The organism is Kitasatospora sp. NPDC058190 (assembly GCF_042883685.1).
In the GTDB taxonomy this organism is placed as follows: domain Bacteria; phylum Actinomycetota; class Actinomycetes; order Streptomycetales; family Streptomycetaceae; genus Kitasatospora.
Genome location: NZ_JBHVVI010000173.1, coordinates 1 through 14,956 on the forward strand (window position 1 = coordinate 1; position 14,956 = coordinate 14,956).

The following is a 14,956-nucleotide window of genomic DNA, read 5'->3' on the forward strand; positions in this document are numbered from 1 at the left end:
TCACCCCCCCCTCTTTTGGTCTTTGTGGCGGGTGCTTGTTTTTTTTAATACCACCCATTCCGGCCGCCCACCGCCGGGGCCCCGTCTGCGTCGCGGCAACGGCGGGGGGCCCCACGGCTCGCCGGTGGCTCACTGGTCCCCGTCCGGCGGGGTGGACGGGGCGGAGCGCCCGGTCGGGGTGCCGCCCGACGGGTTGGTGCCGCGCGGCCGGCCCGTCGCCGTCGAGCCCGGGTTGGGGGCGCCGGTGCAGGTGGCGGAGCCCGGCGTGCCGGTGGCGGTGCCGCAGCCCGGGTCGCGCTTGACCGGGTCCGGGATGTAGACGGTGGTGAACTCCTTCTCCGGCATGTTCCGGACGGCGTCGCTCATCGCCTGCTGCCAGATCGGCCCCGGGCCGGTCGCGCCGAACACCTCCGCCTGGTACTGCCCGCCGATCCGGATGTTGCGCATCGGCACCTTGGTGCCCGGGCTTCCCAGCCAGACCGAGGCGGCCAGGTTGCCGGTGTAGCCGGTGAACCAGGCCGACTTCTTCTCGTCGGTGGTACCGGTCTTGCCCGCGATCTGGCGGTCGTCGTCCAGTCGGAGGTCGCGCGCGGTGCCGCCCTTCTCGGTCACCCCGAGCAGCACGCTGTTGATCACGTCGGCGGTGTCGGTGGACATCACCTGGTCGCAGTGGACCGGGTTCACCGGGACGTCCTTGCCGTCCACCGTGGTGATCCGGTTGATCGCCAGCGGCGCGCAGTAGCTGCCCCGGGCGGCGAAGGTCGCGTAGACGTTCGCCATGGTCAGCGGGCTGACCTCCTGGGTGCCCAGGCCGAGCGCGGGCACCTCCTGCAGCGGATCACCGCTCGCCTTGGCCGTCACGCCCAGCTTGTTGGCCATCTGCTTGACGGCGCAGAGCCCGATCTCCTGTTCCATCTGCACGAAGTAGGTGTTGACCGAGAGGGCCATCGCCTCCTTGAGCTCGTACGGGCCGACCTCGCGCGTGCTCTCGTTGGGGATGGTGCCTTCCTTCTTGCCCTTGTTCAGGTTCTTCCAGGTGCCGTCGCAGGTCTTCATCGCCGGCCAGTCCATCCGGTTCGGCGAGTCGTACCGCTGGGTGGGCGGCAGTCCGGCCTCCAGGGCGGCGGCGGCCACGATCGGCTTGAAGTTGGAGCCGGGCTGGAAGCCGATGCCGCCGCCCATCGCCGAGTCCACGTTGAGGTTGACGACGGTCTGGTTCTGTTCCTTCGCCAGGCCGTACGGGCGGGTCTGGGCCATCGCCAGGATCTTGCCGGTGCCGGGCTCGACCATGGTCATCGCCGCCGAGACCGGGTCGGTGACGTACACCTTGGTGGAGACGGCGTTCTGCGCGGCGGCCTGCTTGTCCGGGTCCAGCGTGGTGTAGATGTTCAGACCGCCGGTGTCCCAGAGCTTCTTGCGCTCGGCGGCGCTCTTGCCGTACACCGGGTCCTGCTTGACCACGTGGCGCACGTAGTCGCAGAAGAAGCCCATCCCCGCCCGGGCGGTGATGCAACCGTTCTGCGGGTCCTTGTAGTTGAGGCCGAGCGGGGCCGCCTTGGCCTCCTTGGCCTGGTCCGCGGTGATGTGCTTGTTCTCCACCATCTTGTCGATGACGGTGTCCCGGCGCTTCTGGGCGGCCACCGGGTGCAGCTTCGGGTCGTACTGGGAGGGGTTCTGCACCAGACCGGCGAGCATCGCCGCCTCGGGCAGGGTGAGCTCCTTGGCGGACTTGCTGAAGTAGCGCTGGGAGGCGGCCTCGATGCCGTACGCCTGGTGGCCGTAGAAGGTGATGTTCAGGTAGTTGGTGAGGATCTGCTCCTTGGTCAGGTCCTCCTCCAGCTTGATGGCGTACCGGAGTTCCTGGATCTTGCGGCCGAGCGTCTTGCGCTGCGCCTCGCGCACCGCCACCGGATCGTCGCCGGCCATCTCGACATTGACGTTCTTCACGTACTGCTGGGTCAGGGTGGAGGCGCCCTGGACGGCGGCGCCGCTCTCGGCGTTCTTGGTGATCGCTCGCAGAACGCCCTTGAGGTCCACCGCGCCGTGCTCGTAGAAGCGGGCGTCCTCGATGTCCACCTGGGCCTGGCGGATCAGCGGGGACATCTGCTCGGCCGTCAGCACCGTGCGGTCGCGCTCGTAGACCTTGGCGATCAGGCCGCCCTTGGCGTCGAAGATCTGCGTCGCCTGGGTCAACGGCGGGGTCTTGAAGTCGTCGGGGATGCTCTCGAAGCTCTCGGCGCCGCTCTTCGCACCCAGTCCGACCGCGCCGGCGGCCGGGAGGATCAGGCCCGCCAGCAGCACACCGCCGAGCACGCAGGAGCCGAGGTAGGTGGCCGCATGGCGCAGGATTCCGAGCGGGGTCTCACGGCGCCTCGGGCGCGGTACCCAGGTGTCGCCCGGGTCCGGGGAAGGTATGCGGCTCTTCGGTGACATAGTTCGAACATTAAGGCCGTGAAACCCCCTCATGGGCAGCCTGTTGGCGAACTATTGTCACAAAATCGCGACAGCTTCGACTCATTTCCGGGGGTCGTGCGGGGGTTGGCGCGAAGGCAAGGGCCGTTCGTTCACGGCCGGTTGCCCCCGCGGACGGTGTCGTCGAACCTCAGCTCGCCGGGCAGAACACGTCGTCGGCCGGACGTCGGCCGGTCACCAGGTAGTCCGTCACCACCGCGTCGCCGCAGGCATTTCCGTTCGCCAGGTAGACATCGTGGCCGCCGGAGTCCACGGTGACCATCCGGGCGCGGTCACCGAAGGCCTCCCGCAGCTTGAGCGCGCCCCGGTACGGGGTGTTGGGGTCGCGCAGGTTCTGCGCCAGCAGGACGTTCGCCGGGCCGCGGCCGGTCACCCGGACCGGCGGCTCGGCCGGCGCGAACGGCCAGAACGCGCAGGGCATCACGTTCACCGGCATGCCCGCGGTGAGCGGCCGGGCGGCGCGGTCGGCGGCGACGTCCTTGGTGTAGGCGGCCGGGTCGGTGGGCCAGCTGACGTCGTTGCACAGGGTGCCGGCCGAGGCGGCGATGTGGTTCTGCAGCACCTCGTCGGGCGCCGTCACCGGGGCGGGCAGCGGGCGGCGGCCCCGGGCGGCCAGCATCAGCCGGGCGAGGTCGGGGAACCTGGCGTCCGCGGCCAGGCTCTGCAGCATGGCCTCGCGCAGCCCGTTGCCGTCCAGCTCGGCCGGGTTGGCACCGGGCCAGGGCAGCGGAGTGCGGTCCAGGCTGGCGACGAGGTCCAGGAACAGCGGGCGGACCTCCTCCGGGGTGTCCGCGACGCGGTCCGGATTTCCGGGCACCGAGGCCCACTTGGCGAAGTCCGGGAAGCGGTCCTCGGCGCCCTGGCCGTAGGCGGCGAGCCAGCCGCGGCCGACCCGCGACGGGTCGGGGTCGTCGTTGCTGTCGAGCACGATCCGGTCGGTGTGCCCGGCGAACATGGTGGCGTAGACGGCGCCCGCGTAGGTGCCGTACGAGGTGCCCCAGGCGGAGAGGCGGCGCTCCCCCAGGGCGCGCCGGATGCTGTCGATGTCGCGGGCCTCGTTGGCGGTGGAGATGCTGCGCAGCACCGGGCCGCCGTTGCGGGCGCAGGCCTCGGCCAAGTGGCGGCCGGCGGCGAGGTTGCCGTCGATGGAGCCGTCGGCGGCGGGCCAGGGGCGGAGTTTGACCATCGCCAGGTCGGAGTGGTCCAGGCCGCAGCTGACCGGGGTGGAGCGGCCGACACCGCGCGGGTCGAAACCCACCAGGTCGAAGCGGTCCAGCACGGACTGCGGCAACCGCTGGACCACGCTGCCGGGGCGGTCCAGGCCGTTGTCGCCGGGACCGCCGGGGATGATCATCAGCACGCCGTGGCGCAGGCCGGGTTTGGCGGTGGCGATCCGGGAGACGGCGACCGTGATCTGTTGGCCGCCCGGGTCGTTGTAGTCCAGGGGGACGGTGAGGTCGGCGCACTGCTGGCGGGGGTCGCTCTGGCCCCCGCAGGCGGACCAGGCGAGGCGGTCCCGGCCGGTGCGCTCCGGATCGGCGGCGGCGGGCAGGGCGGTGAGCGCGGTGACGGCGATGGTGGCGGCGGCGGTGGCGGCGGCGGCGGTGCGGCGGATGGTGTTCGTCATGACCAGGAGTCTGCTGGGGCAGCGGACTTGGGCCCATACGGGCAGCTGGCCGGTCGGGGGTGGGGTAATCCCCCGGCGCCGGGGTGTGCCCCGCGCCCGGTCGCGGCGTGCCCGCGGCCTGCCGACGGCACGCCCACGGTTCGCGCCCTGCGGGGCGACGGCGGGCCGGACCCCGATGATGCGGAGGTCGCGGCGGATTCGACGCGGCGGCCGGAGAACTGAGGAGGCGTGAGGTGGCGGCAGGGACACTGGAGGACGAACGCGCGGGCGGCGACGGCGCGTCGGTGGGGCACTCGCACGCCCACGGGCCGGCCGTGCCGGTCTCCGCGCACCTGCGCAAGGTGATCGCGGCGGTGCTGATCCCGTTCGCGGTGGCCGTGCTGGTCGGGCTGGTGGTGCTCTGGCCGGGCGGGGTCCCGGCCCATCCGCACACCGGGGCGGGCCTCGACCAGCACCTGCGCTCCAGCGCGCTGGACGCCGGGCGGCGCCTGCCGATGGGTGTGCTGGCCGGGCTGTTCGCGGCGATCGTGGTGCTGGTCGGGCGCTGGCGCGGGGTGGCCGCGCTGGTCGCGCTGGCGATCAGCTTCGCGGTGCTGTCGCTGTTCATCCTGCCCGCCGTCCTGCGCGGCGCGGACCCGCTGCTGGTGGCGATCGTCGGCGCCGGCGCCATCATGCTGATCGCGCTCTACCTGTGCCACGGGCTCTCCGCCCGGACCTCGGTGGCGGTGCTCGGAACGCTGGTGTCACTGGTGCTGATCGGGGTGCTGAGCCTGGTCTTCGCCTCCTGGGCGCACCTGACCGGGAACACCTCGGCGGAGACCGGGCTGGTCCACGAGCTCTACCCCGGGATCGAGGTCCGCGGCCTGCTGCTGGCCGGCTTCGTGATCGGGTCGCTGGGCGTGCTGTTCGACGTGACGGTCACCCAGACCTCGGCGGTCTGGGAACTGCACCAGGCCGACCCGACGATGGGCACCGGCAAGCTCTACCGGACGGGCATGCGGATCGGGCGCGACCACATCGCCTCGACCGTGAACACCCTGGTGCTCGCCTACGCGGGCGCCGCGCTGCCCTTGCTGCTGCTGTTCTCGATCGCGCACCGGGACGTGGTGTCGGTGGCCACCAGCGAGCTGGTGGCGGAGGAGGTCGCGCGCGCCCTGGTCGGCAGCATCGGGCTGGTCGCCTCGGTGCCGGTCACCACCGGGCTGGCCGCCCTGATCGCCGCCGCCGACCATCCTCGGGCGGCGGCGGGTCTCGCCGGGCGGCACGGGCACGCTCGGTAGGTCCTGACGGGTGGACGGAGGCGGTGCTCAGAGGCCCAGCAGGCCCGGGTCGGAGGCCAGGGCGCGCAGCGGCTCGCGCGGGTCCGGGACCAGGTGGCGCTCCGCCAGGTCGAGGATGCCGCCGACGCCGGTGATCTCGGCGGCGAGCACACCGTCCTCGCGGACCAGCCGCTGCACCACGTGGAAGGTCTTGCCGTCCCGCCAGGAGAAGGCGCAGCTGATGTCCACCGAGTCGCCGGCGCGCAGCTCCCGCAGGTACTTGATCGTGGTCTCCAGGACGACCGGGCCGACGCCCTTGGCCACCAGATCGGCCTGCCGGATGCCGGCGGCCCGGAGGTACTCCCAGCGGGCGTGCTCGGCGTACTGGAGGTACACGGACTGGTTCAGGTGGCCCTGGGTGTCGGTCTCATAGCCGCGGACGGTGACCCGCGTGGTGAAGTCCTGGTCTGTCATGCCCCGCACAGTACTCCGGGCGGTCGGGCGGCACCGCGTGTCGTCCGTCACCTGCCGGTTCACGGGAGGGTGAGGATGCGCGGACCGTCCTCGGTCACGGCGACGGTGTGCTCGATGTGGGCGGCCCGGCTGCCGTCGTTCGTGCGCAGGGTCCAGCCGTCCGGGTCGGTGGCGTAGTCGTCCCGGCCGCCCGCGGTGAGCATCGGCTCGATGGCCAGCACCAGGCCCGGACGCAGCGGGTAACCCCGGCCCGGACGGCCCTCGTTCGGCACGTGCGGGTCCTCGTGCATCCGGCGCCCGATGCCGTGCCCGCCGAAGCCGTCGGGCATCCCGTACCGCCCGGCCCGGGCGACCGCGCCGACGGCGTGGGCGATGTCGCCGATCCGGTTGCCGACCACGGCGGCGGCGATCCCGGCCTCCAGGGCACGCCGGGTGGCCTCGATCAGCTCGGTGTCCTCGGGGCGGGCGGCGCCGACGGTGAAGCTGACGGCGGAGTCGCCGCACCAGCCGTCCAGCACGGCGCCGCAGTCGATGCTCACCAGGTCGCCGTCGCGCAGCCGGTAGCCGTCGGGGATGCCGTGCACGACGGCGTCGTTGACGGAGGCGCAGATGACGGCGGGGAACGGGACGGGCGCGAAGGACGGCCGGTAGCCGAGGAACGGCGAGGTCGCCCCGGCGGCGCCCAGCACGCCTCGCGCCACCTCGTCCAGTTCCAGCAGGCTGACGCCGACCGCCGCTTCGTTCCGCACGGCCGCCAGCGCGTTGGCGACGACCCGCCCGGCCTCGCGCATCGCGGCGAGGGCGGCGTCCGACTTGAGTTCGACCATGGTGAATCACTCCCCTGGATCCAATTCTTATACCGGTATTTGTATCACGGTCGAGAGTGGTGCACGCCATCCCGCAGTCCGGCCGCAGGGGCGGATGGCGCGGGATCGGGGCAACCCGACGCGGCCAGGGGAAATTGCCACGCCGGCCCGGTACAAGATCCGCTACTGTTCGGCGCCGCAATCCGATGAACTGATCACAAGGACCTGACGTGACGTCCCCGCTGCTCCTCGCCGCCAACCCGCACCGGACGGCCTCCGAGCCGACCTCCTCCTCGCGGCTCCGCCGGTTCGGCAAGGCCGTTCGAGCACCGCTCATCCTGGTCGCCCTGGCCACCGCCGGCCTCCTGGTCTCCGGCCAGCTGAGCAAGTCCGAGGCGCAGGCGGCCAAGGCCGGCGACTGCATGCACGCTCTCGACACCGGGCCCAAAGCGGACATGGAGATCGTGAGCTGCACCAAGCCCGAGGCGCAGTACAGGGTCGTCAAGGCCGTCCGGGACGACAGCCAGTACCGCCCGTGCGAGGCGGAGGGGCCCGAGGTCTTCGGCTCCTACACCGAGAAGCGGACGTCCACCGTCGTCATCCTCTGCCTCGCCCTCAACACTGACCGGCCGGGAGGCCCGGTCCCGCTCCCCAACTGGCCCCAGGGGTAGTAGCAGCCGGCGCCGCACTAGACTCGGCGCCATGGTGAGGACTCCGCTGACCCCGTGGGAGCGCGAGCGTGGGGAGCGCTTCGGGGCGCTGCTGCGCGAGGCGCGTGGTGAGCGCAGCATGGTCGAGGTGGCGGCGGTGGCCGGTGTCTCGGCGGAGACGCTGCGGAAGATCGAGACGGGTCGGGCGCCGACGCCGTCCTTCTTCACCATCGCGGCACTGGCCTACGCGCTCGATCTGTCGCTGGACGAGCTGGCGGCCGCCTGCGCGCCGCCCGAGGAGGGCACCGCCCTCTCGGCGTGACGGCGACGGCCCACCCGGCGCGTGCTGCGCCGGGCGGGCCGTCGTACGAGCCGGGGTGATCAGCCGACCGAGCTGTTGTAGCTCTCGATCGCGGGCTGGAGCTCCTTGGCCGCGTCCGCGAGCGCCTGCTGGGCGGTCTTGCCGCCTGCGATGGTCTGCTCGATGGCGGTCTCCACGCCCTTGCGGGCCTGCGGCATCACGCCGAGCAGGCAGCCGGCCGTGGCCGGGGTGGGCTTGGTGGCCTTCAGCTGGTCGACGGCGGTCTGGAACTGCGGGTACTTGGCCACCCACTCCTTGTCCTTGGGGTCGTCCAGGGACTTCGTGTTGATCGGGAAGTAGCCGGTGCCGGTGTGCCAGGCGGCCTGCTGCTCGGGGGCGGTCAGGAACTTCTCGAACTCCCAGGCGGCGCGCTTCTCGGCGTCCGAGTGGCCGGGTCCGCTGATCCACAGCGAGGCGCCGCCGATCACCGGACCGCCCTGGTCGGCGGCGGTGACCTTGGGGAAGGCCGCGGTGCCGACGCCGAACTTGGCGGCCTCGGTGTAGCCGCGCAGCACGCCGGTGGACTCCAGGTGCATCGCGACCGTACCGGCCTTGAAGGCGGCCTGGGCGTCGTCGGTGACCCGGCCGGTGTTGGCCGCGTAACCACCCTTGACCAGGTCGGCCCACCACTGCACGATCTGCGCGCCCTGGGCGGAGTCGAACACGACCTTGCCCGCCTTGTCGCTGCGGCCGTTGTCGTGGTCGCAGTACATCGTGCCGGACTCGGCGAGCAGCTCCTCGACGAACCAGCCGTAGATCGCGGCACCGAAGCCGTAGCGGACGGTCTTGCCGTCGGCGTCCTTCTTGGTCAGCTTCTTGGCCATGTCGGCCAACTCGCCCAGGTCCTTGGGCGGCTGCGCCGGGTCGAGGCCGGCCTCCTTGAAGGCGTCGGTGTTCAGGTAGAGCAGCGGCATCGAGGAGTTGAACGGCATCGAGACCAGCTTGCCGCCGGCCGAGTAGTAGTTGCGGATGTTGGGGTCGAGGTCGGCCAGCGAGTAGCCGTCCTTGTCCACGAAGGCCTGGGCGGGAACGGTCTGCTTGGAGTCGATCATGAAGCGGGTGCCGATGTCGTAGACCTGCACGAGGGCGGGAGTGCCCTTCTGCTGCACCGAGGCCTTGTACTTGGCGACCAGCTCGTCGTACTTGCCCTGGAACTCGGCCTTGACCTCGATCTTGCCCTGGTGGGCCGCGTTGAACTGGCTGACCAGCCCGTTCAGCACGTCGGCGTTCTTGCCGGTCATGGAGTGCCAGAACTCGACGGTGGTGACGCCCGAGGCCTGGTCGAGCGCCTGGGCGCCGGGGGCGGCGGCGTCGGAGGAGCCGCCCGATCCGGAGCCGGAGCCGGAGGAGCTGCAGGCGGTCAGGAACAGGCCGGCCACCAGCAGGGCCGCGAGCGCGCGCGCACTCTTCTTCATCTTTGATCTCCCAGGATGTTCGGGCCTTCAGGCCGTGGATGAATGGGTCCTTGGTTCGGAGCCGCGAAGCGGCGGAATGATCTCCGAAGGTTCTGACGTGAGCCGTTGTCAGTGCGTGTCGGTAGGTTGATCTCATGCTGCTCGCAACATCCTGGCCGCCGGGCAGGCGGACAGGCTAAACGCCCCTGGAGGGCCGATAAGTCCCGGCGTGGCGATCCCGCGCCAGGCGCGGCCCGTTGAACGGGGAACCCGCCTCGGCGACCTGCGGTCCACGGGCGTCCGTGCCGCAGGCGCGGGAGGAGTCCCCGTTGCTTAGGGCGGGGAGGATGTCAAGAGGGTTCTCTTTCTTTGCGGAAGCGGGTTCGTTGCGGAAGCGGGTTCGTTGCGGAAGCGGGACAAACGATCCAGCGGGAGGCGGGTCAGCGGACGGCGCCCGCGGTGAGGCCGCGGACGATGAAGCGCTGGCCGAAGACCACCAGGGCGAGGGTGGGCAGCAGGGAGAGCACGACGCCGGCCAGGATCAGGCCCGGGTCGGCCATCTCAGAGTCGCGCAGCGAGGTGAGGCCGATCTGCAGGGTCTGCATGTTCGCCGTGCGGGTGATGATGAGCGGCCAGAAGTACTGGTTCCAGGCGGACAGGAAGACGTAGATCGACAGCGCCGCCAGGGCCGGCTTGTTGAGCGGGACGACGATCCGCCACAGGAAGCGCCAGTGCCCGGCGCCGTCGATCCGGGCGGCGTCGCGCAGTTCGCCGGGCAGCTGCCGGAAGGCCTGGCGCAGCATGAAGGTGCCGAAGCCCGAAGCGAGGAAGGGCAGCACCAGGCCGAAGTAGGTGTTGCCGAGGCCCCAGTCCGACAGCGTCAGGTAGTTGGGGATGATGATGGCCTCCCACGGGACCATCAGCGTGGCCAGGAACACCCCGAACACCGCGGCCCGCGCCTTCAGCGGCAGGAAGACGAAGGCGTACGCGGCCAGGATCGAGGTGAACAGCTGGGCGAGGGTGATGGCGGTGGCGACGATCGCCGAGTTGGCGTACTGGCGGGCCAGCGGGATCGTGTCCACGGCGCCGGAGAAGTTCCGCCCGGTGATCGAGTGCGGCACCAGCGCCGGCGGGTAGGAGGAGAGTTCGGACGGGTCCATGAAGGCGCCGACGATCGCGTAGTACACCGGGAAGGCCACGGTGACCACGGCAACGGCGAGCAGCAGGTAGACGGCGGCGCGGCCGAGCAGGTCGCGCGGGGAGCGCCCGGCGAGCACCCGGGTGCGCGGGCGGGGCGCTTCGGTCTCACTGACGATGGTGGTCATGCGTAGTGCACCTTCCGCTCCAGGACGCCGAACTGGACGGCCGTGCAGGCGAGGACGACCACGAGCAGCACCACGGCCTGGGCGCTCGCCGTGCCGAAGTCGCTGGAGTTGTAGGCGAAGGCCTTCTCGTAGACGGAGTAGACGAGGGTCCGGGTCGCGCCGTCCGGCCCGCCCTTGGTGAGGATGTGGATCTGGCCGAAACTCTGCAGTGCGTGGACGGTGGAGACCACGGTCAGGAAGAACAGGTTCGGGCCGAGCATCGGGACGGTGATCGAGCGGGCCAGCCGCAGGCCGGAGGCGCCGTCGATGCGGGCCGCCTCGACGACCTCCCCGGGGATCGAGCCGATGCCGGCGGAGAGCACCAGCACGTTGTAGCCGAGGTTCATCCAGATCGTGGTGACGGCCACCGAGACCAGTGCGTACCGGGAGTCGGTGAGCCAGCCGACCGGGCCGAGTCCGACGTGCGAGAGCAGGCCGTTGAGCACCCCGCTGGCGGGGTTGAAGAACACCGCGAAGACCACCGAGGCGCTGGCCACCGAGAAGGCGAAGGGCAGCGCGAAGGCGGAGCGGAGCAGCCGTACACCGCGGATCCGGTTCTCCAGCAGCAGCACCAGCACCAGCGCGCCGAGCACTCCGGGCACCACGGTGAGCAGGGTGAACAGCGCCGTGGTGACCAGCGTCCGGCCGAAGTCGGCCGAGCCGAGCAGGTCGGTGTAGTGCTTCATCCCGACGTAGCGGGAGGGCGCGCCGAAGAGGTCGTTGGCGTGCCCGCTCAGGTAGACGGTCCGGCCCAGCGGATAGCCGATGAAGAGGATGAACACCACCAGGGAGGGCAGCAGGAAGGCCCAGGCGAGCCCGTGTTCACCCCAGTGCCCTCCCCGATGTGGTCGTGGGCGGCGTCCCGGCAGGGGCGCGGTGTGCGGTGCGGTCGGCATCGGTTGCGCGTCCGCCTTTCGTGTGTCGGTTCCGGCCGAAACCGTGTCTTGCCCGAACGACGGCGCGGAAACCCCGCGGTGATCAGCGAGTATCCCCGGACTTACGCGTTCGCGTCACATTCGGCCGGTCGTGCGCTGACGAGGGTTCGGACCCGGGGCGCTGTCAGCGGGATGTCGTACCGTGCGCGGGTGAACGACACGGAATTCGACATGCGGGCCGCGATGGCCGAAACCCTGCGCGGCCGCGAGGGCGCCTGGGCACTCGTCAGGGGCTTCGCCGCGCACTGGGGCGAGCCGCTGGCGGCGGCCGACGGTTACACCGACGCCGAGCTCGACGCGGCCGAGCGGCGGCTCGGGGTGCGGCTGCCGGCGGCGCTGCGCGAGGCGTACCGGCTGTTCGGCCGCCGGGCCGATCTCACCAGCAGCCAGGACGTGCTGCTGACGCCGGACGAGCTGTACGTGCTGGACGGCGCGCTGGTGTACCGGGCGGAGAACCAGGGCTGCGCGCACTGGGGCGTGCTGCTGGGCGACCTGGAGCGGGAGGACCCGCCGACGGTTTTCCGGCCGGACCTGGCGGACAAGTCGCAGGAGAGGTGGGAGGCCTGGGAGGAGCGCTTCTCGACGGCGGCGGCGGTGATGGCGATGACGGAGAAGCTGCTGGAGGACCACGAGCTGACCGACTTCATCGAGTCGGACGATGAACTTCCGGACGATTTCCGCGAGTTGCCCGCACTCGGCCGGGGCTGCCGCTGGCACGAGGGGCCGGACGTGCTGATCGGGGTGGTCGAGGAGGCCTGGATGATGGCCCGGGCACGGACCCCGGAGGCGCTGGAAGCGCTCTACGAGGCCGTGCCCGGAGACTGGCTGAACAGCTGAGCCTGGCCGATCAGGCGGTGGCGCCGCCGTCCAGCACGAGGTCGGCACCGACGGTGTAGCCCGCCTCCGGCGAGGCGAGGTGGAGCACGGCGGCGGCGATCTCCTCCACCGCGCCCGCCCGGCCGGCCGGGACCTCGGCCTTCATCCGCTCGGCCTTGGCCTCGGCGTTCTCCCCGGGTCGGGTGGACATCGGGGTCTCCACCGGGCCGGGACTCACCAGGTTGATCCGCACGCCGTCGGCGATGTGGTCGCGGGCGGCGGCGCGGGTCAGCGCGGTGACGGCGGCCTTGCTGGCGGCGTAGGCGCCGACGCCCGCGATCCGGCGGTGGGCGCCGACGTTGGAGGAGACGTTGACGATCGCTCCGCCGCCGTGGGCTCGCATGTGGCCGATCTGGTGCTTCATCGCGAGCAGGGTGCCGGTCACGTTGATCTCGAACACCCGCCGGAAGTCGGCCTCGTCGATCTCGGCGACCGGGCCGAGCGCGCCGAGCACCCCGGCGTTGTTGACGGCGACGTCCAGCCCGCCGAACCGCTCGACGGTCTCCCGGACCAGCCGGGCGGCGTCCTGGCCGTCCGTCACGTCGCCGGTCAGCGCGACGGCCTTGCCGCCGGCCCGCTCGATCAGCTCGACGGTCTCGGCCAGCGGCCCGGCGCTGCGCCCGGCGACGGCGACCCGGGCGCCCTCCTGGGCGAAGGCGAGCGCGATGCCCCGCCCGATGCCGCTGCCGCCGCCGGTGACCAGGACGGACTTGTCGGCGAAACGCGTGGTCATGAGGTGAACTCCTTGATCCGAGTGGTGCGTTCTGATGCGGTGCTGGTGGTTCGGGGCAGGCCGGCGGCCGCCGTGGCGGTCGGTCAGCCGTCCGCCGAGCAGCAGCAGGGAGCTGAAGGAGAGTCCGTAGGCGGCGCTCAGCAGCAGCACGCCGGACGGGCCGAGCCCGAACTCCCGGGCCACCAGCGGCAGCGGCACGGCGAGGATCATGATCGTGAAGATCAGGACCGCTTGGACGACGCCGAGCAGTGCGAAGCCGGACCGGCCGGCCGTGGCGCCACTCATGAAACCCCCCGACAAATCTATAGAGACCGTTCGGTCCAGAATGAGGACAGCAGAAGACACCGAGGCCCGACGGGCCGGGCGTCAGTCCAGCAGCGCCAGCGCCTGCTCGGCGGCGTCCCGCGCGCGGGTCCCGCCGTCGGCGGCCTTGCCCACGACCCGGATCCCCTGCATGAGCACCACCAGCATCCGGGCCAGCGCCCGCGGCTCCCGGTCGGCGGGCAGTTCGCCCTGCGCCCGGGCCCGCAGCAGGGCCGAGGTCAGCGCGGTCTCCAGGTGGTCGAGACTGGCCTCGACCCTGCGGGCGGCCGCCGGGTCGTGCGGGGCGAGTTCGACCGCGGTGTTGGTGACGAAGCAGCCGCGCTTGCGGTCGTCCTCCCCCGCCTCCGCGTACCGGCGCACCAGGGCGCGGACGGCCGGCAGCACCGGGCCGGGCTGGGACAGGTCGTTCAGCCGGTCCGGGTCCTGCTGCTCGCTGTAGCACTCCAGCGCGCGCAGGTACAGCTCGCGCTTGCTGCCGAAGGTGGCGTAGATGCTGGCCCGGGCGATACCGAGCCCCTCGACCAGGTCGGCCATCGAGGTGGCCTCGTAGCCGCGCCGCCAGAACAGCTCCAGGGCCGCCTGCAGCGCCGCGTCCGGGTCGAATTCCTTCGTTCGCGCCATGGGAGGAACGCTAAACCTTTCTGGACCGAATGGTCAAGAAAGGCCACTGGCCGCTTCTTGCCAGGTGTCTGACGGGGCATTGTCCACGGAACTGAACCAAGGCTAGCCTTACCGCTCCTTCTTCCCCCGTTCCCCCAGAAGAGGCGTCCCGCATGTCCGCACACTTCCCCGCAACGTCCCGCCAGGCGGCCGAGGCCGCCCGACCGTACGTGCTGACGGCCTTTCGGATCGTCGTCGGCCTGCTCTTCGCCTGCCACGGCGCGGCCTCGCTGTTCGGCGTCCTGGGCGGCGTCAAGGGCGGCGGCACCATCCCGTTCGGCGAGTGGCCCGGCTGGTGGGCCGCGCTGATCCAGCTGGTCGGCGGCACCCTGGTGCTGCTCGGCGCCGGCACCCGATCGGCCGCCCTGCTCTGCTCCGGCTCGATGGCCTACGCCTACTTCACCGTCCACCAGGAGCACGCGCTGCTGCCGTTGCAGAACGGGGGCGAGCCCTCGGTGCTGTTCTGCTGGGCCTTCCTGGCCATCGCGGTGCTCGGCTCCGGCCCGTACGCCCTGGACCGGCTGCTCGGCGCCCGAGAGCCGGCCGCCGAGCCCGCCCCCCAACCGACCGCCGTGGCCTGAGCTCAGTCCTCGGCGAGGTGCCGCTCGACCGAGGCGACCTTGGCGGTGAGGCCGTCGGTGACCCCGGCCCGGTCGTCGATCTTGATCACCGTGCTGACCCTGCTGCTGTAGGCCTTCACCGCCTCGATCGCCTCCCGGATCACCGGCATCACCTCGTCCCACTCCCCCTCGACGCTGGTGAACATCGCGTCCGTGCGGTTCGGCAGCCCGCTCGCCCGGACCACCCGGACGGCGGCGGCCACCGCCTCCCCCACGTCCTCGCCCATCCCCAGCGGGGTCACCGAAAAGGCTGCGATCACGGCTCTGCGCTCCTTTGAACACCCGACTTGACGCCCGACGGCACTGGTCGCGGGGCCGCCCCGGGGCGGGGCGCGCCCCCGCGATACACAAACCCCCACAAGCGCCCCGCCGGCCCCGGGGGTTGGCCGCCCCCGGCGCGC

Annotated in this window: 15 protein-coding genes; 5 read left to right on the top strand and 10 right to left on the bottom strand. The window is 71.6% G+C overall.

Features of this window, described 5'->3' with window-relative positions:
• Positions 1-129 precede the first annotated feature (129 nt).
• A complete protein-coding gene (locus tag ACFVWU_RS41455; protein WP_387631110.1) occupies positions 130-2,433 on the bottom strand; it encodes a transglycosylase domain-containing protein in 2,304 nt (767 codons plus the stop codon).
• Positions 2,434-2,602: 169 nt separating this feature from the next.
• Positions 2,603-4,099 (bottom strand): alpha/beta hydrolase, encoded by a 1,497-nt coding sequence (locus ACFVWU_RS41460; protein WP_387631112.1) that lies wholly within the window; start codon positions 4,097-4,099, stop codon positions 2,603-2,605.
• Positions 4,100-4,332: 233 nt separating this feature from the next.
• Between ACFVWU_RS41460 and ACFVWU_RS41465 the strand changes: the two genes are divergently transcribed.
• Positions 4,333-5,379 carry a YibE/F family protein gene (locus ACFVWU_RS41465; RefSeq protein WP_387631115.1) on the top strand — a complete coding sequence of 349 codons (1,047 nt, stop codon included), beginning with the start codon at positions 4,333-4,335 and terminating at the stop codon, positions 5,377-5,379.
• Positions 5,380-5,406: 27 nt separating this feature from the next.
• Here ACFVWU_RS41465 and ACFVWU_RS41470 read toward each other — a convergent pair whose 3' ends face one another.
• Both ACFVWU_RS41470 and map read right to left on the bottom strand, forming a co-directional pair.
• Entirely contained in the window at positions 5,407-5,832 is a 426-nt protein-coding gene (locus ACFVWU_RS41470) for an acyl-CoA thioesterase (RefSeq protein WP_387631118.1), read from the bottom strand.
• A gap of 59 nt (positions 5,833-5,891) precedes the next feature.
• Positions 5,892-6,659 (bottom strand): type I methionyl aminopeptidase, encoded by a 768-nt coding sequence (gene map, locus ACFVWU_RS41475; protein WP_387631121.1) that lies wholly within the window; start codon positions 6,657-6,659, stop codon positions 5,892-5,894.
• A gap of 209 nt (positions 6,660-6,868) precedes the next feature.
• Between map and ACFVWU_RS41480 the strand changes: the two genes are divergently transcribed.
• Positions 6,869-7,309, top strand: a complete 441-nt coding sequence (locus tag ACFVWU_RS41480; RefSeq protein WP_387631123.1) for a hypothetical protein — start codon at positions 6,869-6,871, stop codon at positions 7,307-7,309.
• A gap of 31 nt (positions 7,310-7,340) precedes the next feature.
• Complete coding sequence (locus tag ACFVWU_RS41485) at positions 7,341-7,610, top strand: helix-turn-helix domain-containing protein (protein WP_387631125.1); 270 nt, start codon at positions 7,341-7,343, stop codon at positions 7,608-7,610.
• 59 nt (positions 7,611-7,669) lie between these two features.
• On the opposite strand, the gene ACFVWU_RS41490 is transcribed toward ACFVWU_RS41485, so the two are convergent.
• The 3 genes from ACFVWU_RS41490 to ACFVWU_RS41500 form a co-directional block, all read right to left on the bottom strand.
• Positions 7,670-9,064 carry an ABC transporter substrate-binding protein gene (locus ACFVWU_RS41490; RefSeq protein ID WP_387631127.1) on the bottom strand — a complete coding sequence of 465 codons (1,395 nt, stop codon included), beginning with the start codon at positions 9,062-9,064 and terminating at the stop codon, positions 7,670-7,672.
• Between the two features lie 419 nt (positions 9,065-9,483).
• A complete protein-coding gene (locus ACFVWU_RS41495) occupies positions 9,484-10,368 on the bottom strand; it encodes a carbohydrate ABC transporter permease (RefSeq protein WP_387631129.1) in 885 nt (294 codons plus the stop codon).
• Positions 10,365-11,303: a carbohydrate ABC transporter permease gene (locus ACFVWU_RS41500; RefSeq protein WP_387631131.1), complete on the bottom strand. Its 939-nt coding sequence runs from the start codon at positions 11,301-11,303 to the stop codon at positions 10,365-10,367. The genes ACFVWU_RS41495 and ACFVWU_RS41500 overlap by 4 nt, the downstream gene beginning before the upstream one ends.
• A gap of 189 nt (positions 11,304-11,492) precedes the next feature.
• On the opposite strand from ACFVWU_RS41500, the gene ACFVWU_RS41505 reads away from it, so the two are divergent.
• A complete protein-coding gene (locus tag ACFVWU_RS41505) occupies positions 11,493-12,179 on the top strand; it encodes an SMI1/KNR4 family protein (RefSeq protein WP_387631134.1) in 687 nt (228 codons plus the stop codon).
• A gap of 10 nt (positions 12,180-12,189) precedes the next feature.
• On the opposite strand, the gene ACFVWU_RS41510 is transcribed toward ACFVWU_RS41505, so the two are convergent.
• Together ACFVWU_RS41510 and ACFVWU_RS41515 are read right to left on the bottom strand one after the other, a co-directional pair.
• A complete protein-coding gene (locus tag ACFVWU_RS41510) occupies positions 12,190-12,951 on the bottom strand; it encodes an SDR family NAD(P)-dependent oxidoreductase (protein WP_387631146.1) in 762 nt (253 codons plus the stop codon).
• 366 nt (positions 12,952-13,317) lie between these two features.
• Positions 13,318-13,896, bottom strand: coding sequence for a TetR/AcrR family transcriptional regulator (locus ACFVWU_RS41515; protein WP_387631137.1), 579 nt, complete (start codon positions 13,894-13,896; stop codon positions 13,318-13,320).
• A 152-nt stretch (positions 13,897-14,048) separates the two neighbouring features.
• Here ACFVWU_RS41515 and ACFVWU_RS41520 point away from each other — a divergent pair, with 152 nt between their 5' ends.
• Positions 14,049-14,516, top strand: coding sequence for a DoxX family protein (locus tag ACFVWU_RS41520; RefSeq protein ID WP_387631140.1), 468 nt, complete (start codon positions 14,049-14,051; stop codon positions 14,514-14,516).
• A 2-nt stretch (positions 14,517-14,518) separates the two neighbouring features.
• Here ACFVWU_RS41520 and ACFVWU_RS41525 read toward each other — a convergent pair whose 3' ends face one another.
• Complete coding sequence (locus ACFVWU_RS41525; protein ID WP_387631143.1) at positions 14,519-14,815, bottom strand: MTH1187 family thiamine-binding protein; 297 nt, start codon at positions 14,813-14,815, stop codon at positions 14,519-14,521.
• Positions 14,816-14,956 lie beyond the last annotated feature (141 nt).